General features: G+C 70.9%; 21 protein-coding genes. 6 read left to right on the top strand and 15 right to left on the bottom strand.

From position 1 onward, the window contains the following. Positions 1–21: 21 nt before the first annotated feature. Together H504_RS32715 and H504_RS0101035 are read right to left on the bottom strand one after the other, a co-directional pair. Positions 22–1,245, bottom strand: a complete 1,224-nt coding sequence (locus H504_RS32715) for an ATP-grasp domain-containing protein (protein WP_035302909.1) — start codon at positions 1,243–1,245, stop codon at positions 22–24. A 73-nt stretch (positions 1,246–1,318) separates the two neighbouring features. Next, positions 1,319–1,957: a crotonobetainyl-CoA--carnitine CoA-transferase gene (locus H504_RS0101035; protein WP_026421238.1), complete on the bottom strand. Its 639-nt coding sequence runs from the start codon at positions 1,955–1,957 to the stop codon at positions 1,319–1,321. A gap of 143 nt (positions 1,958–2,100) precedes the next feature. Here H504_RS0101035 and H504_RS38245 point away from each other — a divergent pair, with 143 nt between their 5' ends. Further along, on the top strand, positions 2,101–2,961 hold the full coding sequence (locus H504_RS38245) for a class I SAM-dependent methyltransferase (protein WP_051385361.1): 861 nt from the start codon (positions 2,101–2,103) through the stop codon (positions 2,959–2,961). An 85-nt stretch (positions 2,962–3,046) separates the two neighbouring features. Here H504_RS38245 and H504_RS0101025 read toward each other — a convergent pair whose 3' ends face one another. The 8 genes from H504_RS0101025 to H504_RS0100990 form a co-directional block, all read right to left on the bottom strand. Then, the gene (locus H504_RS0101025) at positions 3,047–3,583 is read right to left on the bottom strand and encodes an EF-hand domain-containing protein (RefSeq protein ID WP_026421237.1); all 537 of its coding nucleotides are present in this window, start codon (positions 3,581–3,583) and stop codon (positions 3,047–3,049) included. Positions 3,584–3,628: 45 nt separating this feature from the next. After that, the gene (locus H504_RS38240) at positions 3,629–4,174 is read right to left on the bottom strand and encodes an EF-hand domain-containing protein (RefSeq protein WP_051385360.1); all 546 of its coding nucleotides are present in this window, start codon (positions 4,172–4,174) and stop codon (positions 3,629–3,631) included. Next, positions 4,171–5,088, bottom strand: a complete 918-nt coding sequence (locus H504_RS32700; RefSeq protein WP_035302907.1) for a homocysteine S-methyltransferase family protein — start codon at positions 5,086–5,088, stop codon at positions 4,171–4,173. The genes H504_RS38240 and H504_RS32700 overlap by 4 nt, the downstream gene beginning before the upstream one ends. Positions 5,089–5,091: 3 nt before the next feature. Further along, positions 5,092–5,988 carry a class I SAM-dependent methyltransferase gene (locus tag H504_RS0101010; RefSeq protein ID WP_026421236.1) on the bottom strand — a complete coding sequence of 299 codons (897 nt, stop codon included), beginning with the start codon at positions 5,986–5,988 and terminating at the stop codon, positions 5,092–5,094. A 281-nt stretch (positions 5,989–6,269) separates the two neighbouring features. Then, the gene (locus H504_RS0101005; RefSeq protein ID WP_026421235.1) at positions 6,270–8,006 is read right to left on the bottom strand and encodes an ABC transporter substrate-binding protein; all 1,737 of its coding nucleotides are present in this window, start codon (positions 8,004–8,006) and stop codon (positions 6,270–6,272) included. Next, the gene (locus tag H504_RS32695) at positions 8,003–9,532 is read right to left on the bottom strand and encodes an ABC transporter substrate-binding protein (protein WP_051385359.1); all 1,530 of its coding nucleotides are present in this window, start codon (positions 9,530–9,532) and stop codon (positions 8,003–8,005) included. Before H504_RS32695 ends, H504_RS0101005 begins: the two co-directional genes overlap by 4 nt. A gap of 8 nt (positions 9,533–9,540) precedes the next feature. After that, a complete protein-coding gene (locus H504_RS0100995) occupies positions 9,541–10,821 on the bottom strand; it encodes an aminotransferase class V-fold PLP-dependent enzyme (protein WP_245614019.1) in 1,281 nt (426 codons plus the stop codon). A gap of 38 nt (positions 10,822–10,859) precedes the next feature. After that, entirely contained in the window at positions 10,860–11,513 is a 654-nt protein-coding gene (locus tag H504_RS0100990) for an NHL repeat-containing protein (protein WP_026421233.1), read from the bottom strand. A gap of 130 nt (positions 11,514–11,643) precedes the next feature. Between H504_RS0100990 and H504_RS0100985 the strand changes: the two genes are divergently transcribed. Beyond that, positions 11,644–12,462, top strand: coding sequence for an SAM-dependent methyltransferase (locus H504_RS0100985; protein ID WP_157440136.1), 819 nt, complete (start codon positions 11,644–11,646; stop codon positions 12,460–12,462). A 3-nt stretch (positions 12,463–12,465) separates the two neighbouring features. On the opposite strand, the gene H504_RS0100980 is transcribed toward H504_RS0100985, so the two are convergent. The 3 genes from H504_RS0100980 to H504_RS32690 all read right to left on the bottom strand — a co-directional run bounded on the left by H504_RS0100980 (position 12,466) and on the right by H504_RS32690 (position 16,192). Beyond that, complete coding sequence (locus tag H504_RS0100980; RefSeq protein ID WP_026421231.1) at positions 12,466–13,455, bottom strand: YdcF family protein; 990 nt, start codon at positions 13,453–13,455, stop codon at positions 12,466–12,468. A 123-nt stretch (positions 13,456–13,578) separates the two neighbouring features. Beyond that, positions 13,579–15,219 (bottom strand): thiamine pyrophosphate-binding protein, encoded by a 1,641-nt coding sequence (locus H504_RS0100975; protein WP_026421230.1) that lies wholly within the window; start codon positions 15,217–15,219, stop codon positions 13,579–13,581. A 574-nt stretch (positions 15,220–15,793) separates the two neighbouring features. Continuing rightward, positions 15,794–16,192 carry a MarR family winged helix-turn-helix transcriptional regulator gene (locus H504_RS32690; protein WP_051385358.1) on the bottom strand — a complete coding sequence of 133 codons (399 nt, stop codon included), beginning with the start codon at positions 16,190–16,192 and terminating at the stop codon, positions 15,794–15,796. 173 nt (positions 16,193–16,365) lie between these two features. On the opposite strand from H504_RS32690, the gene H504_RS0100965 reads away from it, so the two are divergent. After that, entirely contained in the window at positions 16,366–17,742 is a 1,377-nt protein-coding gene (locus H504_RS0100965; protein ID WP_157440140.1) for an MFS transporter, read from the top strand. A 56-nt stretch (positions 17,743–17,798) separates the two neighbouring features. Here H504_RS0100965 and H504_RS0100960 read toward each other — a convergent pair whose 3' ends face one another. After that, entirely contained in the window at positions 17,799–19,142 is a 1,344-nt protein-coding gene (locus H504_RS0100960; protein ID WP_211239226.1) for a cytochrome P450, read from the bottom strand. 202 nt (positions 19,143–19,344) lie between these two features. On the opposite strand from H504_RS0100960, the gene H504_RS0100955 reads away from it, so the two are divergent. The 3 genes from H504_RS0100955 (at position 19,345) to H504_RS32680 (ending at position 21,589) form a co-directional block, all read left to right on the top strand. Further along, positions 19,345–20,001 (top strand): crotonobetainyl-CoA--carnitine CoA-transferase, encoded by a 657-nt coding sequence (locus H504_RS0100955; RefSeq protein ID WP_026421227.1) that lies wholly within the window; start codon positions 19,345–19,347, stop codon positions 19,999–20,001. A gap of 78 nt (positions 20,002–20,079) precedes the next feature. Beyond that, entirely contained in the window at positions 20,080–20,772 is a 693-nt protein-coding gene (locus H504_RS32685; protein WP_051385357.1) for a hypothetical protein, read from the top strand. 97 nt (positions 20,773–20,869) lie between these two features. Then, positions 20,870–21,589, top strand: coding sequence for a DUF899 family protein (locus tag H504_RS32680; protein ID WP_211239225.1), 720 nt, complete (start codon positions 20,870–20,872; stop codon positions 21,587–21,589). A gap of 20 nt (positions 21,590–21,609) precedes the next feature. Here H504_RS32680 and H504_RS0100940 read toward each other — a convergent pair whose 3' ends face one another. After that, complete coding sequence (locus H504_RS0100940) at positions 21,610–22,020, bottom strand: acyl-CoA thioesterase (RefSeq protein WP_026421226.1); 411 nt, start codon at positions 22,018–22,020, stop codon at positions 21,610–21,612.

The following is a 22,020-nucleotide window of genomic DNA, read 5'->3' as shown; positions in this document are numbered from 1 at the left end:
CGCGGTCATCGGACGGCAACGCTATTGGGCGATCAGCCGCACGGCCAGCGCCGCCTTGTCCACTGCGGACAGACAGTCGACCGGGGTCGGCGCGGTCACCGCGACCATCGCGTACCGGCCCCACACGTGCCCGACCGGCGGTGGCTCGACCGCGGTGCCCGGCTCCGCCAACGGACCCGCCAGCAGCGTCCCCGGCGGCAACGCGGACCGCTCCACCTTGACCTCGCCGACGACCACCGCCTCCTCCGGGTACAGGAACCGGATCGCCGCGCAGGTCGACCGGTCGCCGCCGAAGTCCGGGGTCCGCCCGCACGCCACCGCCGCCGCGATCTTCCCCGCGTCCACCCCGGTCGCCCGCAGCCCCAGGTAGGGGATGAGGTCGCCGCCCAGGCGGCAGTTGACCTCGATGACCGACCAGCCGGACCGGGTCAACCGCAACTCGACGTGCGTCATCCCCGAGTCGAACGCCAGGGCCCGGTGCGCGTCGGCGATCACCCGGCGCAGCTCGGGATCGGCGAACAACGGGTCCGCCGCGTCGACGATGTGCCCGATCTCCTCGAAGTACGGCGCGAACCCACTCCGCTTGCGCGCCAAGAACAACGGGGTGGTGACACCGTCCACAACGGCGGAGTCCACACTGAACTCCGGGCCGTCGGCGTACTCCTCGACCAGGACGCCGAGGTCGTAGTAGTGCGCCTGGTCGACGTGCTGGGCCCTGGTGTGCGCGTACGCCTCGGCGAGGTCGGCCGGGTTGTCCACCCTGGTCACGCCCATGCTCGCGCCCAGCGCCCGGGGTTTCAGGATCACCGGGTACCCGATGTCGGCGGCCACCTCGGCGGCTTGCTCCGCCGACGCCACCGCCACCGACCGGGGCTGCGGGACGCCCGCCGCCGCGAGCGCCGTGCGGGTGCGGTGCTTGTCCCGACACCGGTCGATCACGTCCGGCGACACGCCGGGCAGCCCGAGCCGCTCGGCGACCCGGGCCGTGTTCTCCATCTTCAGCTCGTCCCAGCACAGGACGCCGTCCACGGTGCGGCCGCTGGCGACCTCCTCGGCGGCCGCGAGCAGGGCGTCCCCCTTGCGGATGTCGACGGCCGTGCCGCCCACCACGTACGGGGTCTCCCAACTCGGCGGCTCGTGGTCGAGCAGCCACACGTCGGTGGTCTCCGCGATCGACCGCAGCAGGTACCCCCGGTGCGGCTCGTACCCGATTCCCACCAGGATCAGCAGTGGCCGTTCGCCCATGCCGCCGCCCCTCACCGCCCCGCGACCATCCCGACAGCAGCGACTATATAAACCAGTAGCAAGCTTGGGAAGCTCAGCCGAGGCCGAGCATCCGGATGCACCGGCCCGCCGCGGCCGGGTCACCGCTGACCCGCACCGAGCCCGCGGCGATCGCGTCGCCCGGGGTGGCCAGCCGGGCGCCGACCCGGATGAAGGTGTCCGCGTCGCACTCGACGGTCATGTCCGGTTCGGCCGCCGAGCCGCGGGCGAACCGGACGTCGCCCTCGCGGACCTCGATGGTGAACGGCTGCCCGCTCACCTGGAACTCGTAGGTGTCGTCGACCTCCGGGATGGCCTCGCGCACCACCATGGACTGCACGGCGAGGAACCCCCACTCGGCGCGGGTGGTCCCGCAGCGGTCCTCGTCGCGCAGGAAACCCAGGCCCCACTTGGCCAACGCCAGCAGCGGTTGGCGCAACTGCTCGCCGACCTCGGTGAGCCGGTAGCGCGTCCCGCGGCCGTCACCGGGGACCGGGACCTGTTCGACCACGCCGTGTTCGCCGAGCGTGCGCAGCCGGTCGGACAGCAGGTTCGGCCCCATGCCGGGCATGTTCTCCAGCAGCGCGGTGAACCTGGCGGGCCCGATGAGCAACTCCCGGACGATCAGCATGGTCCACCGCTCGCCGACCACCCCGAGTCCCACCGCCAGCCCGCAGCCCCGCCTGGTGGCCATCCGCTCCTCATTCGGTCGCGCTGTTCCCGCCGGACACAACGGTGTAGCTTTCTGAAGTCTATAAGGGCGATCACACCCCCGTCGAGGCGGTGCGCCCCGATTCGACCTCGTCGCGGACCTGACACCCCATATGGAGGACACGGATGAGCGTGGCCACGCTGCGTGCGGAGAAACATCGGGAGTGGGAGCTTTCCGCGGTCGGCTGGGTGCGCTACCGGGCCAACTTCGCCGACGCGGGCGTGCCCAGCGCGCTGCGGATGGTCGAGCTCGCCGAGCCCGCGCCGGGGGAGCGCGCGTTGGACCTCGCCTGCGGTGTCGGTGTTCCCGCACACCAACTGTCCGACGCGCTAGGGCCGAACGGCTACGTGCTCGGGCTCGACATCTCCGCCGACATGGTCGCGGGCGCCCGCGCGTGGGCCGACCGCGAACGTGTGTCCACAGTGGAGTTCCGGGTGATCGCGAGCGAGCGGGACCTGGGGGTCGCGCCGGGCAGTTTCGACATCGGGACCTGCCGCGCGGGGTTGCAGTACATGGTCGAGCCGGGCGCGGCGCTCGCGGCGATGCACGAGGCGCTGCGGCCGGGCGGGCGCATGGTGGCGATGACGGTGGGCTCGCCACACCGGTGCGCCTCCCTGCGCATCCTCGAAGACGTGGTGGCCCGGCACATCGATGTGCCCGCCCTGATCCCCGACCCCGACCCGGAGGTGCCCGGAACGGTCGCGTTGTCCGATCCGGCCGAACTGGAAGCCCTCTTCACCGGCGCGGGCTTCACCCGCGTCGGCACCGAGATCGCCGATCACCCCATCGTGCGAGCCGACAGCGCCGAGGAGTACTGGGACGTGTGCGAGCAGAGCGCGGGCCCGTTCATCCTGCTGCTGCGCGCCATCGACCCCGCTCTGCGCGCCGAGATCCGCGCCGACGCGATCGCCACCCTGCGCGCCGAGTTCCCCGACGGCAAGGTCGTGATGACCGGGGAAACCCTGATCACCCGCGGCGTCCGCTGACTTCGCTGGGGCAGCCGACGCCAGCACCGTCCCCGGTGGACTCCCGGGGCGTCTCGGGAGTCCACCGACGGGCGGCGCCGTCTCCTCAGTCGAGGTTGCCGACCATGAGGTTGCCGACCGCGTTCGGGTCGTCGCTGAGGTAGAACTCGCGGATGGCGTTCGCGTACTCGTCTCGGGAGACCGAGCCGTCGTGGTCGGCGTCGAGGGCCTCGAACATGCGGCGGGTCTCGGCCTCGCTGATGCCGGAGCGGGCCTGCCCGGCGATCATCTCCTCGACGCTGAGGGAGCCGCTGCTGTCCTTGTCGGCCAGGTCGAACACGGCCAGCGCGAACGGCAGGGCCACCTTGTCGATGAACTCCGGGCGCTCCATCGCCGTGGTCCACTCGGCCTTGGAGATGGTGCCGTCCGCGTCCGTGTCGGTGGCGCTGGTGATGTCCTGCCAGAGCTGCGCGGCCAGCGAGTGGATCCGGTTCGCCTCCTCGGTGCCCGAGGACACCGCGAAGGTCTCCTGCCAGATCTTGGCCATGGCGGTGATGTCGTTCTGCTGGAGCACGCCGTCCCGGTCGACGTCGAACCGCTCGAATGCCTTCTCGAACTTGCGCTGCTGGAGCTGGGTGGCCATGTCTTGCACTCCTATCAGGTGGTTGTTGCCGGTCGCCCCGACGCCTCAGTCGGGGCGGACGCCGAAGAACCAGGCTCCGGGGGAGTCCGGGTCGTCGGCGGTGAACGCGTCGCGCACGACCGCGACGAACTCGCCGCGGTCGATGCGGCCGTCGCCGTCGGTGTCGATCTGGTGGAACGCGTCCACCGCGATCTCCCTGGTCAGTCCGGACGCCAGGTAGACCGCCACGTACTCGTCGGTGCTGATCTCGTGGTCGCCGTCGGCGTCCAACACCGAGAACACGGTCTCCGCGATCGGGCCGACGGTGGCGCCGAAGAAGGCGTCGTCGTCGACCAGCTTGTCCGCCATGATCGTCACGCAGTCGGTGGTGGGGATGCGGTTCTCGGCGGCGGTGTGCCGCAGCAGGTGCTCCCACCAGGAGTCGAGCGCGGTGTGGATCGTGGTCCAGTGCGGTGACCCGTCCGCCAACTGGAGCGCGCCGCAGGTCGTCTTGGCGTGCGCGGCGAAGTCATCGGCGGACAGGTAGCCGTCGCCGCCGACGTCGAAGATCTCGAACATGGCCGCGAGGTTGCGGTGCTGTTGGCTGGTCAAGGGCGGACCTCCGTGTCCTCGGCGGTGGCCACCGCCTGGGTGAGCGGGCGGGCGGCGGCGAGGTGGGCGGCGGCGACATGAGCAGGAGTGCTGCCGCAGCACCCGCCGAGGATGGTGGCGCCCTGGTCGGCGTGCCAACGGGCGAGCAGCGCACCGAAGTCCACAGTCGACACATCGGTTGGCACGTGCCGGTCGACGTGGCTCACCAGGCCGGTGCGGTTCTCGATGTTCGGGTACGCGCCGAACGGTCCCGAGCACACCGACCGCAGCACCGCCAGGCACGTCTCGGTGTCCTCCGGTGTCGTGCAGTTGACCAGAACCGCCTGGGCGCCCGCGATTTCGACCGCCTTGGCCGCGGTCGCCAGCGGTTCCCCGGACAACAGCCGCGCGTGGTCGCGGCAGGCGAACGACACCCAGGCGGGACCGGGCACCGACTCGACCGCGATCACGGCCTCGCGCACCGTGTTCATGGTTTCCACCAGCACCAGGTCGACCCCGGCGCGGACCAGCGCGGCGGCCAGGCGGCTGTGTTCGGCGCGCAGCACGTCGTCGGCGGGCACCAGGTCGGGCCGGTAGCAGTCGGCGACCGGCGCGAGCGATCCGGCGATCCGGGCCGGGCGGCCCGCGTCGTCGATCGCCGCCCTGGCCAGCCGGACCGCGGTGTCGACCGCGGTGGCCTGGTCGACGCCGAGGCCGCGCAGCACCCGATCGTGGCACCGGAAGGTGTTGGCGGTGATGACCGCCGCACCCGCCCGGAGGTAGTCCGCGTGGATCCGCCGCAGCACGTGCCCGCCGTGCTCGTCGAGCAGGGCGCCGGTCGTCCAGGCCGGTGCGCGGACCGGGATGCCTGCACGCTGCAGTTCGGTGGCGACGGCCCCGTCGAGCAGGACCGGACCGGTGCGGGGGGCCTGCACGGCTCAGCCCGGCACGACCGCGCGGAGGACCCGGGTGCGGCTCGGCAATCGGATCACGCCGTCGGCCTCGCGGAACGGTTCCACCGAGGCGGCGATGGCGTCCCAGGTGCCCGGGTCGTCCTGGCTGCCGAACTTCTGCTCGATCATGGTCAGCAGTCCCGGCGGCGAGCAGGTGCGGTAGAACTCGACGTACTCGCCAGGGTCGGCCAGCCAGAACGGGGCGACGAAGTCGGTGATCTCGACCTCGGCGAACCCGGCCGCGCGCAGCTCGGCCTCGGTCTTGGTGTTGTCGGCCATGCTGTACGGGCTGGGCTCGCCCGCGGGCGGCTTGGGCAGGTCCAGCCGCTCGGCGAGCACCCGGAACCCGGTGGACACCATCGGCGCGTCCTGCGGCTCGCCCCACACCGAGGCGGCCAGGACACCGCCGGGGCGCAGTGCGCGGGCGATGGCGCCGAACGCGGCCACGTGGTCGACCGCGAACATCAGCCCCCACCGGCTCAGCGCCGCGTCGAACGAGTTCTCCGGCAGTTCCAGGGTCTCCACATCGCCCTGCAGCGCCTCGAGCCCGCCTGCCGACTCGGGCAGCTCGCCCGCACGCCTGCGCACGATCCGGACCATCTCCTCGGACAGGTCGACCGCGGTGACCGCGCCGTCGGCGCCGACCAGCTCGGCGACGCCGAGCGCGGGTTCGCCGACCCCGGTGCCGATGTCCAGGACGCGCTGACCGGGGCGGATCCCGGCGGCGGCGATCAGCCGTTCGCTGACCGGGGTGGCGCCGCGTTCGAACTTCTCCTGCCAGGTCAGCCAGCCGCCGCTCATGGCGTCCCAATTGGCCCGTTGGGTGGCCTTGAACCGGGTGGGGGAGAACTCGCCCGGGGAGGACGACTTGGTGGTGGTCACGCCTGTTCACCAGCTCCTGGATCGGTTGTCGGGTTCGGGCGCACAGCGTGCCAAGGCACGCTGAGAAGCGGAGAAAGGCGAGAAACCGCCGACCCCGCTGAAACCGCACCGGGTTGTCTCGGGTGCGGAAAAAGATGAACTGGTTTTGCCTGCGAGCGGTGTGAAATCGCCGGTCCCCGACCCGTCGAAAGGGATGTTACCGCACGATGAATCGGTGGCAAGTCACCAGATCAAGGAAGACCACTACCCGATCAGTCGAATGCGGCGCTACGCACGGTGGGTCAACCCCGGGTATCCGCGTGGTCCGTTCCGGCCGTCTCCAGCCACAGGTTCGACAGGTCGAACCAGCGGTCGACGGTCGGCATGGCCACCGCGTCGCGGACCCGGGAGCCGCGCAGGTGCGGGATGGTCGGCGCGTGCACCAGGACCGGGACCAGCGCGGCGTCCTGCATGATCAGCTTGTCCACCTCGTGCCAGGCGGCGCTCGCCGCCTCCGGTTCGGCCAGCGACAGCGCGTGGTCGATGCGCCGGTCCACCTCGGGGTTGCTGTAGCAGCCGTAGTTGCCGGTGCCGTGCACGGCGTTGGTCTGGAACATCGGTTGCAGGAACGCGCGGCCGTTGTCGCCGAACCAGTCCGGGGTCCACGCCGCGATCGCGATGTCCCAGGTGCCCGCGCGGGCGTTGGCCGGGTTCTGCAGGTGCGGGTAGTGCTCGGCGTGGCCGAGGCCGACCAGCTTGAGGCTGATGCCGATCTTGCCGAGGTCGATCTCCAGTTGCTGGGCGACCTCGGGGTTGGCGTCCATGTCCCGGTGCGCGACGATCAGTTCCAGCCCGTCGCCGTACCCCGCCTCGACCAGCAGGGCTCTGGCGCGTTCCGGATCGCCCGCGTCGCCCGGGGTGGGGTAGGGGTCGTAGTCGCGGTAGCCGTAGTTGCCCGGCGGGATGGCGGTGTGCGCGGTCCACATGACGGTCCCGGCGGCGAGGTCGTCGAAGATCTTGATCATGGCGGTCTTGTTGACCGCGTAGGCGATGGCCCGGCGCACCCCCAGCTTGGTGACCGCGCCGCCCGCGTTGGGGCTGACCATGTTGAACGCCAGGTACGGGTTGACCGCGTAGCCGAGGTTGTCCGCCGGGTCGTCCGGGTTGGTCTCGTAGGGCTCGGTGACCGGTGACGCCCAGGACAGGTCGGCCTCCCCGGAGCGGATCGCGCGGCCCACGTCGGCGGGGGTGGCGGTGCGGTCCATGGTGACGTGCACGCCGTCGAGGTGTTGGCACCGGACCGGGTCGGTGCTCTTGGACCAGCTCTCGTTGGGTTCCAGGTGCAGCATCTCGCCGTGGACGTACTCGGTGAGCCGGTACGGGCCGCAGGAGCGCACGCCGCGGCGGAACTCGTCGCTGTCGGGCAGGTACGCGTCGTACTCCACCGGCGCCGGTGAGGTGAACGCGGTCGCGAGGATGTGGATGAAGTCGGTCGCCGGGCGCAGCAGTCGGAATTCGAGTGTTCGATCGTCCACCGCGCGCAGGCCCGCGATCTCGTGCGCGTTCTGGAAGCCCGCGAGATCGGCCGGGGTCGGATTCTCGGTGGGGACGGCCGCGGTGTAGTCGGCGCAGAATTCCCGCATCCCGACAATGGTGCTGGTGAAATAGTGGATCGCGCCACTACGCAGTATCGGATTGCACATTCTCTTGAAACCCCGCACGAAATCCGCCGCGGTCACCTCGCGTTCCGGTGTGGTGTCCCACCGCACCCCCGGCCGCAGCCGCACGGTGTAGGTGAGCCGGTCGGCGCTGATCCCGCCGTTCTCCCGCGTCGGGATCACGGTGGCGACGTCGGCGATCGGGTTGAGGTCGCGCCAGTCGCGCAGGCCCTTGATCGGTGGGTAGGCGAACAGTTGCCGGGTGTAGAGCCGGATGATCTGCCCGGAGAGCGCGAAGAACGAACTGGCCGGGTCGACGTGGTCCATGCTGCCGGGTCCGTAGAGCCGCAGCACACCGCCGCGACGCGGGTGGTCGTTCATCGGCTGACCTCGCTGATCTCGCGCGGAGCGGGCAGGGGGGTTGGTTCGGCCCCGGGTTCGGGGCGCAGGTTGGACAGGTCGGCTACGCCGCCCAGTGCGCTGAGCACCGCTACCGGTCGCGATGGCGCGGGCGGCTGTCGGTAGCTGAGCGGGACAACCATCGCCGATGCCAGCGCTCGTCTCTCCGCCTCTTGCAGCGCAGGGATCGATCGTGCCGGGGTGTCTTGTTCGGCGAGGGCCGTGTCGATGAGTTCGTCGATGCGCGGGTCGTCGTGGCCGCCGGGAGCGTGGGCCGAGTGGCACAGCGGCAGCAGGAACGCGCGGGCGTTGCCGTGCGCCCAGTCCGGGAACCACGTGTTGACCAGGATGTCCCACTCGCCCGCCTCGGCCTTGCCGCAGTCGGTCAGCAGGGCGGCGTGCTCGGCGTGCGTCAACGGTCGCAAGTGGACGGTGAGGCCAACCGTGATGAGGTCGGCGGCGACGCTGAGCGCCGTGGTGCGCGCGTCCGGGGAGTCCAGGTGCGCGAGGGTGAGCGGCACCGGTAGCGGCAACGGCGTCGAGACCGGCTCGTCGGCCTGGTCCTGGTGGCCCTCGTTGCCCGGCGGGATGATCGACCGGGCCGACCGGCTGGTCGCCGCCGCCACCGCGAGCCGTGCCGCGCGGTCCCGCAACCGACCGCGGGTGTTGAGGGCCAGGTACTCCAGCCCGAGCAGCGGCGACCGCGGCTCGTCGTCGGTCCGCAGGTCAAGGTCGGCCTGACCGGCCTGATCAGCCTGGTCGGAGGTGATCGTGATCCGGTCCAGGTGCCTGCTGCGGATCGGGTCGGACGCGGGCACCCACGCGGGGTTGGGTTCCAGCACGACCCCGGTACCAGAGATCCCCGTGGGCCGGTACGGGCCGTTGCTGCGCAGGTTCCGACGCGTTTCGGGGCTTTCCGGCAGGAAGGCGTCGTACTCCACGGGCGCGGGGGAGGCGCACGGCAGCGCGAGGAGGTCGATGATGTCCGCCGCCGGGTGCGTCACCTCGACCACCACCGTGTGGTCGTCGAGCGCGAACACCCCGTCGATGTCGTGTGTGTTGGCGTGGTCGGCGAGGTCGGCCGCCGTGCGCATAGACGCCGGGTGGCCGTCGCGGTAGTCGGCCATGCCCCGCACGGCGGTCAGGAAGTACGGCAGGGCCGTGGACCGGTAGAACTGTGTGCACAGCCGTTTCAGACCGCGTACGACGTCATGCGCGGTGACCGGGCGGGCCGGGGTGGTGTCGGAAGCCGTGTCCCAAGCGGCGCCCCGGCGCAGGTGGATCACGTACGACCGGCCGCTCGCGCCCAGTCCCCCGTTGTAGATCGACGGGACCGCCGCCGCCAAGTCCGGTACCGGCGCCACCGCCTGCCAAGAGCCGGGCACCGGGTCCGACCGGTAGCTGAACAGTTGCCGCGCGTGCAGCCGGGTCACCGCCAGCGCGGGGTGCCGGTGCGCCGCCACCGGCTCGGGCAGGTCGGTGCTCGCCCGCAGGCGCGTCTGGTTCATCCGCTCCCTCATGACAACTGCTCCGCCAGCTTGCCCATGACCTCGACCGCGCGGTCGATCTCGTCGTGGTCGTTGAAGATGTGCGTGCACAGCCGCGCCGCGTAGTGCTGGTGCGGCGAGCCCGGCACGTCGAACTCGGTCCACCGCACCCAGATCCGGTGCTCGGTCTCCAGCCGGGACACGAACGCGGCGACCTTCTTGACGTTCCACGCGTCCGCCCGGTCGCGGAACGGGTGGAACGCGATCAGCGGCGACCGCAGCCGCGGGTCGTCGCCGGGGGAGTACATCGCGGCCGTGCCGAACCGCTCGGCCACCCGGGACCGGGCGTGCTCGGCGAGTTCGAAGATCCGCCGCTCGATCCGGTCCCGGCCGATCTCGTCCCACAGCTCGCACGCCGCGGCCAGCGCCGCGCCCCGGGCGATGCTCGCGCTGCCCGCGCTCTGCACGAAGTCGCCGATGTTGCAGCTCTCCACCGACGTCGTGGTGCGCGGCGGCGGCGTCCCCTGCATCGGGTACCAGGTGGAGATGATCGGCCAGAACTCCGGCAGCGGCAGCGGGTTGTGCTCGGGGTGGACCTTGTTGCGGATGTAGAGCAGCCCGGTGCCCAGCGGCCCGCACTGGAACTTCGAGCCCGAGCAGGAGATGAAGTCCGCGCCGGTGGCCCGGAAGTCGCAGTCGAGCATGCCCGCCATCAGCGCGCCGTCGATCACCGTGGTCAGCCCGTGCCGGTGCGCGAGCTCGCACAACGCCCGGATCGGCAGCATCGTCCCGGTGAACAGGGTGATGCCCGCGAACGCGAGCACCTTGGTGCGCGGCGTGATCGCGGCGGCGAACGACTCGACGATGTCCTCGGCCCGCACGTCGTAGCCGGTGGGCAGGGTGATCGTGTTGACCACGATCCCGTGCCGGTGCCGCAGCAGGTTCAGGTTGGACAGCACCGAGTAGCACTCGTGGCTGGTGGTCACCACCTCGTCGCCCGCGCGCAGGTCGAGGCCGTGGATCACCCGGGCCATGCCCTCGGTCGCGTTGTGCGAGATGACCATCTCGTCCTGGTCGACCCCGTAGGCCTTGGCGATCGCGGCCCGGTGCTCGGGGTAGAGGCCGGGCGGGTAGATGTCGACCAGGCTGCCGCTCCACTGTCGGGTCGCCTGGTCGACGACCTCGAGCACCCGGTGCGGCAGCGCGCCCATCGTGCCGGTGTTCAGGTGCACGGTGTCGGGGTCGAGCGCGAACAGCGTCCGCACCTTCTCCCACGACTGCCCGCGCAGCCCTGCCTCGATGACGTCCACGAAGGCGCCCTCTCTCGTGGGTGTGTTCAGGAGTTGGGTCAGGAATCGAGGATGTCGGCGAGGTCGAGCGCGCAGGCTCTCTTGCCGGGGAAGTCGCAGTACCAGACGTGCTGCCCGTCCCAGGCCATCCCGGTCGGGTTGCCGTCCACGAGCACGGAACCCAGTTCCTCGCCGGTAGCGGCGTCGGTCGCCCTGACGCGGCGCTCCACGTAGTCACCGTGCACGACAACGCCATCGGCGTAGGTGAGGCCGGACGGTTCGCTGCCGCCGGTGGGGAACTCGCGCAGGACGGCCATCGTCTCGTAGTCGCGCAGTTGCAGCACCGTGGGACCGCGCAGCACCATCCAGATGCCGTCCGCGCAGTGCTCGACTCCGGTGAGCCTGCCGCTGGCCGGTGGGACTTCCCGGCGGTCGATCTGCTTGCCGCTGTCGCGGTCGATGAGGATCAGCCGCTTCGGGCGGAAACCGACCTGGCACAACAGGTCGCCGTCGAACGTCAGGTCCGCGCGCACCGCCCGGCACGGCACGGTCCGCAGCACGGTGCCGGACTCGGCCAACTCGTAGATCTCCCCGGCGGGCTGGTCGGAGTGCCACAGCCGGGACCCGTCCCAGGTGAGCCCGCAGGGGTAGCTGCCGGGCAGCGGGACGATCCGCCGGATCGCGGCCGTCGCCGGAGACGGGTGCAGTGTCACGTCCGGACCTCCACCTGGGGTGCTTGCTTCAGGAACATAGCATGGTCATCCCGATCCTTGGCCAAGCCGGTCGAGACTGCTATACAAGTTCGCAGTAAAACTGGGTTGTGCTGCCGGAGGGGTGCGCGCGGTGTCGGAACAGGTCATCGATCAGGTTGGCGACTACTACGACGACATCGGCGAACTCGTCGAACTGGTCGGCGGCAACCTGCACGTCGGCTACTGGGATTCCGACGCCGACCAGACGCCGTTCCTGGAGGCCATGCACCGGCTCACCCACGAGGTCGGCTCCCGGCTGGCGCTGCGCCGCGGCGAACGCGTCCTGGACGTCGGGTGCGGGGTCGGCGAGCCCGCGGTCCGGCTGGCGCAGCGGTACGGCGTCTCGGTCACCGGGATCACCGTGAGCCGCTGGCAGGTCGCCGAGGCGAACCGCCGCGTCGTCTCCGCCGGGCTGCGCGGCCGGGTCACCGTCGAGTACGCCGACGCCGCCGAGCAACCGTTCCCCGACGACACCTTCGACGCCGCGCTCGTCTTCGACGCGTTGCCCAGCGCCGAGGACAAACCCCGCTGGCTGCGCGAGGTGCACCGGGTGCTGCGGCCCGGCGGCAGGCTCGTGTTCACCGAATACCCCCGCGTCGCCGACCTGACCGACGACGAACGCGGGGTGCTGGCGATGAACACCATCCACACCCCGCCCGCCGCGTTGGACGACTCGGTCGACCTGGCCCGCGCGACCGGGTTCGAGGTCGTCGCCGCCGAGGACCTGACCCGCCAGGTCCGCCGCACCTACGACGAGTTCTTCGTCGCCCTGGCCGACCAGCGCGACGCGCTCGCGGCGGAGTACGGCGAGGAACGCATCGCCATGTTCACCACCGGCATCACCGCGATGTTCTCCCTCTGCCGCGACAAGATCGGCTACCATGTCCTCACCTGCGTGGTGCCGGACTAGTGGCTAGGCGAGCGCGGCAAACACCAGCGGCGCGACGGCCAAGACCAGCACGATCACCGCGTTCGCGCGGCGGTACTGCACGAACAGGGCGACGAACTCGCGCAGGAACGCGCTCGGCACGAAGTAAGACGCCGCCTTCGCTCCCACGACGCGCAACGGCAACTTGAGCCTGCGGGACAGCACGGCGGTGCGGAACACGTGGTAGTGGTTCGTCACCGCGACCGTGGTGCCGTCGTGCCCGCGTTCGGCCAACACCGCCATGCTGTACCGCAGGTTCTGCTCGGTGGTGGTCGCCTGGTCCTCCAACACGATCCGGTCCGACCGCACCCCGTGCTCCCGCAGGTAGCCGCCCATCGCCTCGGCCTCGGACACCAACTCGCCGGCGCCCCGCCCGCCGGAGACGACCAGCACGGGGTCCGCGTCGCCCGCCTGCTCCCGGCACGCGATCGCCCGGTCCAACCGGCTCGCCAACAGCGGCGGCACCCGGTCGCCGCGCAGGCCCGCGCCCAGCACGATGATCGCGTCCCCCGTGATCCCGCGGTTCAGGCGGCCGTAGACCACCGTGTACCCGACCAGGGCGGCGAACAGGAACGCGAAGTAGCCCGTGACCAACCACACCGACACCGCGCCCGCGACCACCCACCGTGACCGGGTCAACGCCACCGCCGCCCCGGTCACCGCCAAGATCGCGAGCGCCCCCACCCCGGCCAGCAGGGACAACAGGTTCGCCAGCCTGCGCCCCTCGCGTCGCCACATCACCACGCCGTTCGCGACCAACGCGACCGGCAGCACGAGCAGCACGAACACCGCGACCGCGCCCAACGCCCAGTACACCGCGGGCCGCACCACGGCGGCGAGGGTGAACAGCAGCCACAACCCAGCCAACCCGGCCGCGACCCCCAGCCACACGGCGTTCCCCACCCGCCGCGGCTCCCGGTACACCCGGTACCCGAACACACCGAGCGCGACCAGGGCGAGACCTCCGAAAACCATGACCCTCCGTCCAGACACCCCGGCATCGCCAAGGCGCAATCCCACCTATACCCCGCCGCGTCACCGACGTACCCACGCGCTCAACGATGGACAGGCGGAACAGGATGCCCTGGGATTCGGGGGTCAGTGCGAGGGGTGGCCGGTCACCGGGATGTCGACCAGGAGCGGGCCGGGGGAGTGGGTGGCCTTGGCGATGATCTCGGTGAGGGCGGCCAGGTCGGTGGGGCGGACGGCGGGGACGCCGAAGAAGTCGGCCGCCTTGGTGAAGTCCAGGCGGGTGTCGGTGAGGTCGAGGCCGTGGTAGGTGCCGGTCTGGGTGGATCGGCTCCGGTGGTTGTCCAGGGTGTCCTTCAGCGTCCGGTACTCGCCGTTGTTCATGACCAGGAAGGTGACCGGCACCTGGTCCCGGCCCGCGTTCCACAGGCCCTGCAACCCGAACATCGTGCAGCCGTCGCCGAGTAGCGCGACCACCGGGCGGGTCGTGCCCAGCGCGGTGCCGACGGCGGCGCCGATGCCCCAGCCGAGGCCGCCGCCGACGGTGTGGACGAGCGAGTCGGGGCGGTCCAGGCGCAGGACGCGGCGCATGAGGACACCGCTGGTGATGGCCTCCTCGACCATGACGAAGTCGTTCGGCAGGCCTGCGGCGATGGCGTGGACGGCGGCCAGCGGGTCGAACGGCGGCGGCCCGTACGCGGCGCGCGCGGCCTGGTCGGCCTCGACCCAGCGGTTCTCGTGGCGCTCGCGCACGGCCTCGACCCGGGCGCTTGTGTCGGGGATACGGCCGGTCACCAGTTCGGTGAGCCGGGCGACGGTCGGTTTGACGCCACCGACCAGGCCGACGTCGACCGGGAAGTTGCGACCCGGCTCGGCGGCGTCGGGGTCCAGTTGGATGACCTTCGCGCCCGCCGGGATGGGCGGCGTCGGGGTGTAGTGGTGCGGGTTGAAGGCGTGCGCGCCGACCACGAAGACCAGGTCGTACCCGGTCAGAGCGTTGTTCACGGCCGCGTTCACCGGCGGCAGCGACCCCGCGTACAGCGGGTGGCTCCCCGGGAAGTCGACCGCGTCGTGCATCGGCTGGTGGAACACCGTCGCACCCACCGCCTCGGCGAGCGCCACCAGTTCGGCGACCGCCTTCTCCCGCCCGACCCCGTCCCCGGCGACGATCACCGGCCGCTGGGCCGACACCAACAGCTCCGCCGCGAGCTCGACCCCACCGGCTACCCCGAGCGGCGCGATCACCGACCGGGCGGGAAGGTCTACGTCTGTGTCCTCGGCGAGCAAGTCCATCGGGATCGACAACAGCACCGGCCCGGCGGGAGCCCTTGTCGCGGCGGCGAAAGCCCGCCGCAGCACCACGGGGAGATCGTGCGCGTGCTGCACGTCGAACGTCTGCTTCACCGCCGCCTGAGCCAAACCCACCAGGTCCCCGGACAGCATCGGGTCTTCCAGCAGGTGCCGCCGGTCCTGCTGCCCCGCCGTCACCACCATCGGCGTGCGCGACCGCGACGCGTTCAGCAGCCCGATCAACCCGTTCGCCAATCCCGCCGCCACATGGAGACTCACGAACGCGGTGCGCCCGGTCGCCCGCGCGTACCCGTCGGCCATCGCCACGACCGACCCCTCGTGCACACCCAGCACGTACTCGATGTCGGGGTTGTCGACCAGCGCGTCCAGGAACGGCAACTCGGTGGTACCGGGGTTCCCGAAGACCTTCCGGACCCCTTCTTCCCGCAACACGGCGAACAACGCGTCGATCGGCTTCACCGCGTCACGGTAACTCCCGATCCGCCGTTCGCGGGACATCCCGTTCACCCTTTGAGACGCGCCGGTGACGTCTACAGAGGTAGACAATCAGGGCTGCCGTCGGTGGTGAACGGTCGTTAACCCGTTGGCGGGCGGATCGACGCCTGAACGCCCGGTGGGGCGACCAGGTCGGTGCCCTGGTCGTGTCCGGGCTGGTTCGATGGGTGTTGTAGTCGGTGGGTTGTCCACAAGGCGCTGAGCAGTGCACAGCCTGCGGTCGCCTGCCCTTGACAAGCTCCTGGTCGCGCTACCGTCAGGAATGGGCCCCCGGCCCCCGGGTGGGTGGGCCCCTGCCTGGACCCGGATCGAGCCGGAGTCAAGCGCGGGATCGGGTGGAGAATGGGGTCGTGCGTCTGGCGTGGGGCGGGCCGCGTGTCGGGAGCAGGCTCTGGCCAAGCCGTCCCGTTGCGGCGCGAGCCCGTAGCAGGCAAGGGCAGGCTCTGGCCAACTCACGCGGCCGTCCACTGTGATCGGTTCCGCATCGTGATCTGTCTCGCTGGGACGATCAACGGTCGGGCTGGACCCGCGCCAGGCGTCAGTGCTGGGCGACCCTGAGGTCGTCCGCCGGGTCGGTGGCGAGGAGTTCGGCCAGGATGGCGAGTCGGGTGTTGGCGGCGGCATGGTGGCGGGCGCGGCCCTCGGCGGTGACGCACACGAACACGCCGCGGCGGTCGGACTGGCAGAGGCTGCGTTCGACCATGCCCGCGCGTTCGAGGCGGGCGACGGTGCGGGAGAGGGCGCTCTGGCTCAGGTACATGCTCGCGGCCAGGTCCTGCATGCGCAGCGAGTCGCCGCCTGGGCCGATGAGGCGGTCGAGGGTCTCGAACTCGTTCATGCTCAGGTCGTGGGCCTCGTCGAGCGCGCGGTCGAGTCTGCAGGCGATCTCGTTGTAGCGCAGCGTGAGCAACCGCCACTGGTCGACGAGGCTGGACATGCCGCACCCTAGCATGCCGCCGCATATTATGTCAAAGCATCTTATGTTTCCACAAAATATGTTGCGGCATTAGATGCGATCGCATGTAGTTTGGCCTCGTGTCAATCACCGATACGACCTTCTCGTCGCCCGCCACCACGCGGGCCCCCGTCTGGACCGGCCGGCTCTGGGGGGTGCTGGCCGTGCTGTGCGTCGTGCTGTTCCTCGACGGCATGGACGTCTCGATGGTCGGTGTCGCGCTCCCGTCCATCGGCACCGAACTGGGGATGCCGGAGTCAACGCTGCAGTGGCTGGTCAACGGGTACGTGCTGGGCTACGGCGGCCTGCTGCTGCTCGGCGGCCGCACCGCCGACCTGCTCGGCCGGCGCCGCGTGTTCCTGATCGCCCTCGGCGCCTTCGCCGCCGCCTCGTTCGTCGGCGGCCTGGTCGACGACGGCACCCTGCTCGTGCTCACCCGGTTCATCAAGGGGCTGGCCGCCGCGTTCACCGCGCCGACGGCCATGTCCATCCTCACCACGACCTTCCCCGAGGGGCCTGCCCGCAACCGAGCCCTGTCGATCTTCACCGTGTTCGGCGCCAGCGGGTACTCCTCTGGCCTGATCCTCGGTGGCGTGCTCACCAGCGTCGGCTGGCGCTGGACGTTCCTCACCCCGGTCCCGCTCGCGCTCGGCGCCCTGCTGTTCGGCCTGCGGCTCATCCCGCGCGAGCACACCCGCGCCGAGGGCGGCCACGACCTGTGGGGCGCGGTCACCCTGACCACCGGCATGCTGCTGGCGGTCTACACCGTGGTCACCGCGCCGGAGCGCGGCTGGCTGTCCCCGCTCACCCTGGCCTCGGCCGTCGTGGTCGTCGGCCTGCTCACCGCGTTCGTCTACATCGAGAACCACATCGCCCACCCGCTCATCCGGCTCGGCATCCTGCGCATCCCGACCGTGGTGCGGGCCAACCTCAGCCTGATCGCGCTGATGGGCTCCTACGTCAGCTTCCAGTTCATCATGACGATCTACCTGCAGAACGTGCTGCACTGGCTGCCGATGGCGATGGCGCTGGCCATGCTCCCGGCGGGCATCGTCGTGGTCGTCGGCTCGCCACTGGTCGGCAAGCTCATCGACCGCTACGGCACCGCCCGGCTGATCCTGCTCTCGATGATCTCGCTGAGCCTGGGCTACGTCTGGTTCCTGGTCGCCGCGGGCACCACCCCGGACTACCCGGTCGCCATCCTGCCGACCATGTTGCTGCTCGGCGGCGGTTTCGGGTTCGGCTTCAGCGCCATCATGGCCCAGGGCACCGACGGCATCGAGGACGCGGAACAGGGGCTGGCCGCCGGTCTGCTGCAGACCTCCGGCCAGGTCGGCTCGGCGCTCGTCCTCGCCGTGGTCACCGCGGTGCTGGCGGGCAACTCCCACCCCACCAACCTGACGGCGTTCCGCCCCGGCCTCAACTTCGTCACCGCGGTGGCCGTGGTCGGACTCCTGCTCAACATCGTCCCGTTGCTGCGCAGGGGCAGGTCCGCGGTGACGCGGGGTGAACCCGCGCGTTCGACCGTTTAGTTCGGGGGCGGGTGGTCGAGCCGTGGGGTCCAGGGGGCTCCACGGCTCGACTGCCGTCAGTGCCTGCGGTGCGCGACCATCGGCAGGGAGTCGACCGGCATGGTCAGCGCCGTCTTGGGTTTGGGGGTGTGACCGGGAACCGGGGTGAGCCGCCAGCGCGACGCGACGGAGGCCAGGGTGAGGGTCATCTCGGTCAGCGCGAACGGCTCGCCGATGCAGGTGTGGTTGCCGGTGCCGAACGGGATGTAGGCGCCCCGCGGTGCCGCCGTCCTCGTGTTCGGCGACCAGCGGTCCGGGTCGAACCGCTCGGGGGAGCGGTGGAAGGCCGGGTTGTGGTTGAGGGCGTGCGGGCTGTACATGATCGCGGCGCCCCGGGGGATCTGGTAGCCGCCGATGCTGGTGGCGCGGGTGGTGGTGCGGCTCAGCGCCCAGCCCTGGGTGCGGTAGCGCAGGGTCTCGCTGATGACCTGCTTGGTGTAGGTGAGGCTCGCCAGGTCCACGTACTCGGCGACCCGGCCGGACAACACCTGGTCGGCCTCGGCGAGCAGCCGGGACTCGACCTCGGGGTGCGCGGCGACCTCGTGGCAGGCCCAGGTCAGCGTGTTGGCGATGCTCTCGGCGCCCGCGATGAAGATGGTCATGACCTCGTCGTGCAGTTGCTGGTCCGACATCGCCGACCGGCCGTCGTCGTCCCGGGACAGCAGGAGCATGGACAGCAGGTCGCCGTGGTCGGCCGGGGCGGCGCGGTGCCGGGCGATGACGCTGTCGATCGTGTCGCGCAGGTGGGCCTCGGCCTCCTGGTAGCGGCGGTTCGCGGGGGTGGGCAGCCGCGAGAGCAGGCCGGTGGGGTCCATGACGCGGCGGTAGAGGCCGTTGAGGACGGTGGCGGTGGCCCGGCGGAACCGGTCGCCGTCGACGTTGGTGTCGGCGGAGAACATGGCGCGGGTCAGGTTGGTCAGGGCCAGGTCGGCCATCTCCCGGTGCACGGCCAGGACCTCGCCGTCGTGCCAGGACGAGAGCCGGGACTCGGCCTCGGCGGTCATCAGGGCCGCGTAGCCGACGATGCGGGTGTGGCTGAACGCGGGCTGCATGAGGGCGCGCTGGCGGCGGTGCAGTTCCCCGTCGGAGATGCCCAGGCCGTTGCCGAACATGGCGCGGAACCGCTCGGTGATGATCCCGCCCTTGCCGAAGGTCTCCGGGTCGCGCAGCGCGGAGCGGATCAGGTCGGGGTCGTTGATGACGTAGACGACCTGCCTGCCCAACCGGATCGCGACCACCGGGTCGGTGTCCTGCAGCGACAGCAGGAACTCGCGGGGGGCGCGCTTCATCGCCAGGGCGTGGCCGAGCAGCGGGAGCGCGCCGGGGGCGGTGGCCGGGGTCAGGACATCCGTCACAGTCACCGGGAAACCTCCGGGGATGAGGAGTTGACTACGATAATACATAGCGGACTGGTCAACCCGGCGGGCTGGCGGACGGTCGCGAAACGCACGCGCCCACGTCCTTCCAATGGGGCAGCTATTACTACCAACGGGTGTTTCTCGGTGTTACTATCTGGATCGAGTTGCCGGAATGGACGGCCTCGCTGAGCCGGCAGGGGACGAGATGGCGGGAAAGCGCGACTACGGGCAGTTCTGCGGCCTCGCCGCGGGGCTGAACATCATCGGTGAGCGGTGGACCCTGCTGCTGGTGCGCGAACTCCTGGTCAGCGCGCTGCGGTTCAACGAGCTGCTGGACAACCTGCCCGGCATCGGCCCGAACCTGCTCGCCGAGCGGCTGCGCACGCTGGGCGAGCACGGCCTGGTCGAGCAGCTCCCGGTGCCCGGCGACGGTCGCGCCAAGCTGTACCGGCTCACCGACCGCGGGCAGCAGTTACGCGGTCCCGTGCTGGGGCTCGCGCGGTGGGGCATGCAGTTCCTGTCCGCCGACGACCGCGACGGCGGCGAGATCCGCGCCGAGTGGGGCATCATCGCCGTCCAGGCCATGGTGGACGGCGACCGCGTGCCCGACACCGACGAGACCTACGAGTTCCGCGTCGGCGAGGAGGTCTTCGCCGTGTCGGTGACCGGTGGCGCCGCGCGGTTCCTGCCCGGCCAGTCGGAGTCCGCGGTCGCGGTCGTGGTCAGCAGCGACCCGGACACCTTCATCCAGATCGGCGCGGGCATGGTGAGCCCGTTCGACGCCCTGGCCGCGGGCCAGATCAAGCTGGAGGGCCAGCCGGAGGCGATCCGCCGCTGCACCCGGTTGCTCGGCCTGACCTGATCGCCCGCCGCACCCGATCCGACCGAGATCACTTCCACAAGTGATAGCCTGGCCACCGGACTCGATCACGGGGGCACGATGGCGGTCGACCTGCGGGCGCTGGCGGCGGGCTACCGCCGGGACCGCTTCCCGGACCGCCCGCCCGACTACCGGCGGCCGACAATCCGCCTCGACCCGGAGTTCTGCCGTGCTGTCGCGCGGTTCCACGACCGGGCGCCCGCGTGGTCGCCCGCGGCCGAGGATTCGTACCGGGTGCTGCGGGACGAGGGCCTGCGGCAGTACCGGGTGATCCGGTCGGCGGGGGTGGTGGTCCGACCGTGGCGCGAGGCCGGGCAGCCGTACCCGGACTCGCGGTCGTTGATCGATCAGGTAACCCGCACCGGGGTGCTGTGGGTGTACCTCACCCGATCCGGGCACGGGTCGACCGAGGTGGCGAACCACCCGCTGCGTGCACCGTCCGGCGTGGTGGTCGACGGGGAACCGTTCTGCCACAACGACATCCTGCGCGCGGTGCACGACCTGTTCGGCCACGTGGCGCTGGGGACGGGCTTCGGGCCGCGGGGGGAGTTCGCGGCGACCGGGGGGCACCTGGGGCTGTACCCGCGGGCGGCGTGGCCCGCGTTGTTCACCGAGCAGATCGGGCAGATCTGCTGGTACTTCTACGGTGACCACCTCCCGGCGGCGCCGAGGCCGTACCCGGAGCAGAAGGTCTTTCTTTACCCGCAACGGTTTCTCGACGAGTTCCTGGCCGGGGTTCACCCCGCGCGGTGATCGGCGTGGTCGATGCGGTGGCTATACACTCGCGGCGATCACGGGCGAGCCGTGGGTGGCCGCCCGCACACGTGCGACAGGCGAGGGAGAAACCACGGTGAGCGACAGCAGCCCCGAGAACCCGATGTGGCCGACCGGGGCGAGCGACGAGTACATCGCCGCGCGGACCGAGCTGGACCGGGCCGAGCACGACCTGCACGCCGAGGTGCACCGACTGGCCGCGCTGCGCCGCGACCTGCCGCCCGGCCCGGTGCTCGACGACTACGTGTTCGAGGAGGGACCGCTCGACCTGGGGCTGACCGAGCCGATCGAGGAGGTCAGCCTGGTCGAGCTGTTCGGCGACCGGGACACCCTGGTCGTCTACCACATGATGTTCCACCCGGGTGAGCAGGAGGTGTGCCCGATGTGCTCGCTGTGGGTCGACGGCCTGCACGGCGTGTCCCGGCACATCCTGCGGCACGCCGCGTTCGCGGTGATCGCCAAGGCCCCGGTCGCCGAGATCCGCGGCTGGGCCCAGCGCCGCGGCTGGGACGGCCTGCGGTTCGCCTCCAGCTTCAAGAACACCTTCAACCTGGACGTCCACGCGGAAACCGAGAGTGGCGACCAGCTCCCCATGTTCAGCGTGTTCCGCCGCGAGGGCGACCAGGTGCGCCACTTCTACACCCAGCGCGCCAACTTCATGGACGACGCCGAAGGCGCCTTCGACATGCTCAACCCCATCTGGGGCATCCTCGACCTCACCCCCACCGGCCGCGGCGACTGGTACGCGGGCAACACCTACGCGGGCCGCCAGCGCGGTTACCTAGGCGAACTCTGACCCCTGGTCGGGGGCGGGGTTCAGGCGTATTCGGCGAGGGCGGCGCGTAGGTCGGGGGGTGGGTGGACGGGTTCCATGCCCTCGTTGTCGCGGCGCATGCAGGCCACGGTTTGGTTACCGGTGGCGATGACGAGGTCGTCGCGGGTGAAGTCGAAGGTCATGGTGATGCGGTTGCCGCCCTGCGCGCCCAACCGCATGGCGACGTCGATGATGTCGAAGGCGAAGCACTCGGTGTAGAAGTTCATCGCGCAGGACACGGTGACCAGGGCCAGGTCGCCGGTGCGGAGTTCTTTGAGCACCCCGGGGGCGTGGTCGGCGAGGAAGTGTTCGCGGCAGTGGCCCTGCCAGTGCAGGTAGTTCGTGAAGTACACGTTGCCCACCAGGTTGGTCTCGTCAAACGTGACCCGGTGTCGGTAGCGGTAGGCGCGCAC

The sequence above is a fragment of the Actinokineospora inagensis DSM 44258 genome (assembly GCF_000482865.1).
Taxonomy (GTDB): Bacteria; Actinomycetota; Actinomycetes; order Mycobacteriales; family Pseudonocardiaceae; genus Actinokineospora; species Actinokineospora inagensis.
The sequence above is the reverse complement of the archived record's forward strand: the minus strand, read 5'-3'. Positions and strand labels throughout refer to the sequence as shown.

What these genes read in the sequence shown, in the direction of transcription:
- H504_RS32715 (WP_035302909.1), bottom strand. Translation starts at nt 1,245, where the DNA reads ATGGGCGAACGGCCACTGCTGATCCTGGTGGGAATCGGGTACGAGCCG.
- H504_RS0101035 (WP_026421238.1), bottom strand. Translation starts at nt 1,957, where the DNA reads ATGGCCACCAGGCGGGGCTGCGGGCTGGCGGTGGGACTCGGGGTGGTC.
- H504_RS38245 (WP_051385361.1), top strand. Translation starts at nt 2,101, where the DNA reads ATGAGCGTGGCCACGCTGCGTGCGGAGAAACATCGGGAGTGGGAGCTT.
- H504_RS0101025 (WP_026421237.1), bottom strand. Translation starts at nt 3,583, where the DNA reads ATGGCCACCCAGCTCCAGCAGCGCAAGTTCGAGAAGGCATTCGAGCGG.
- H504_RS0101005 (WP_026421235.1), bottom strand. Translation starts at nt 8,006, where the DNA reads ATGAACGACCACCCGCGTCGCGGCGGTGTGCTGCGGCTCTACGGACCC.
- H504_RS32695 (WP_051385359.1), bottom strand. Translation starts at nt 9,532, where the DNA reads ATGAACCAGACGCGCCTGCGGGCGAGCACCGACCTGCCCGAGCCGGTG.
- H504_RS0100980 (WP_026421231.1), bottom strand. Translation starts at nt 13,455, where the DNA reads ATGGTTTTCGGAGGTCTCGCCCTGGTCGCGCTCGGTGTGTTCGGGTAC.
- H504_RS32690 (WP_051385358.1), bottom strand. Translation starts at nt 16,192, where the DNA reads ATGTCCAGCCTCGTCGACCAGTGGCGGTTGCTCACGCTGCGCTACAAC.
- H504_RS0100955 (WP_026421227.1), top strand. Translation starts at nt 19,345, where the DNA reads ATGGCGGGAAAGCGCGACTACGGGCAGTTCTGCGGCCTCGCCGCGGGG.
- H504_RS32685 (WP_051385357.1), top strand. Translation starts at nt 20,080, where the DNA reads ATGGCGGTCGACCTGCGGGCGCTGGCGGCGGGCTACCGCCGGGACCGC.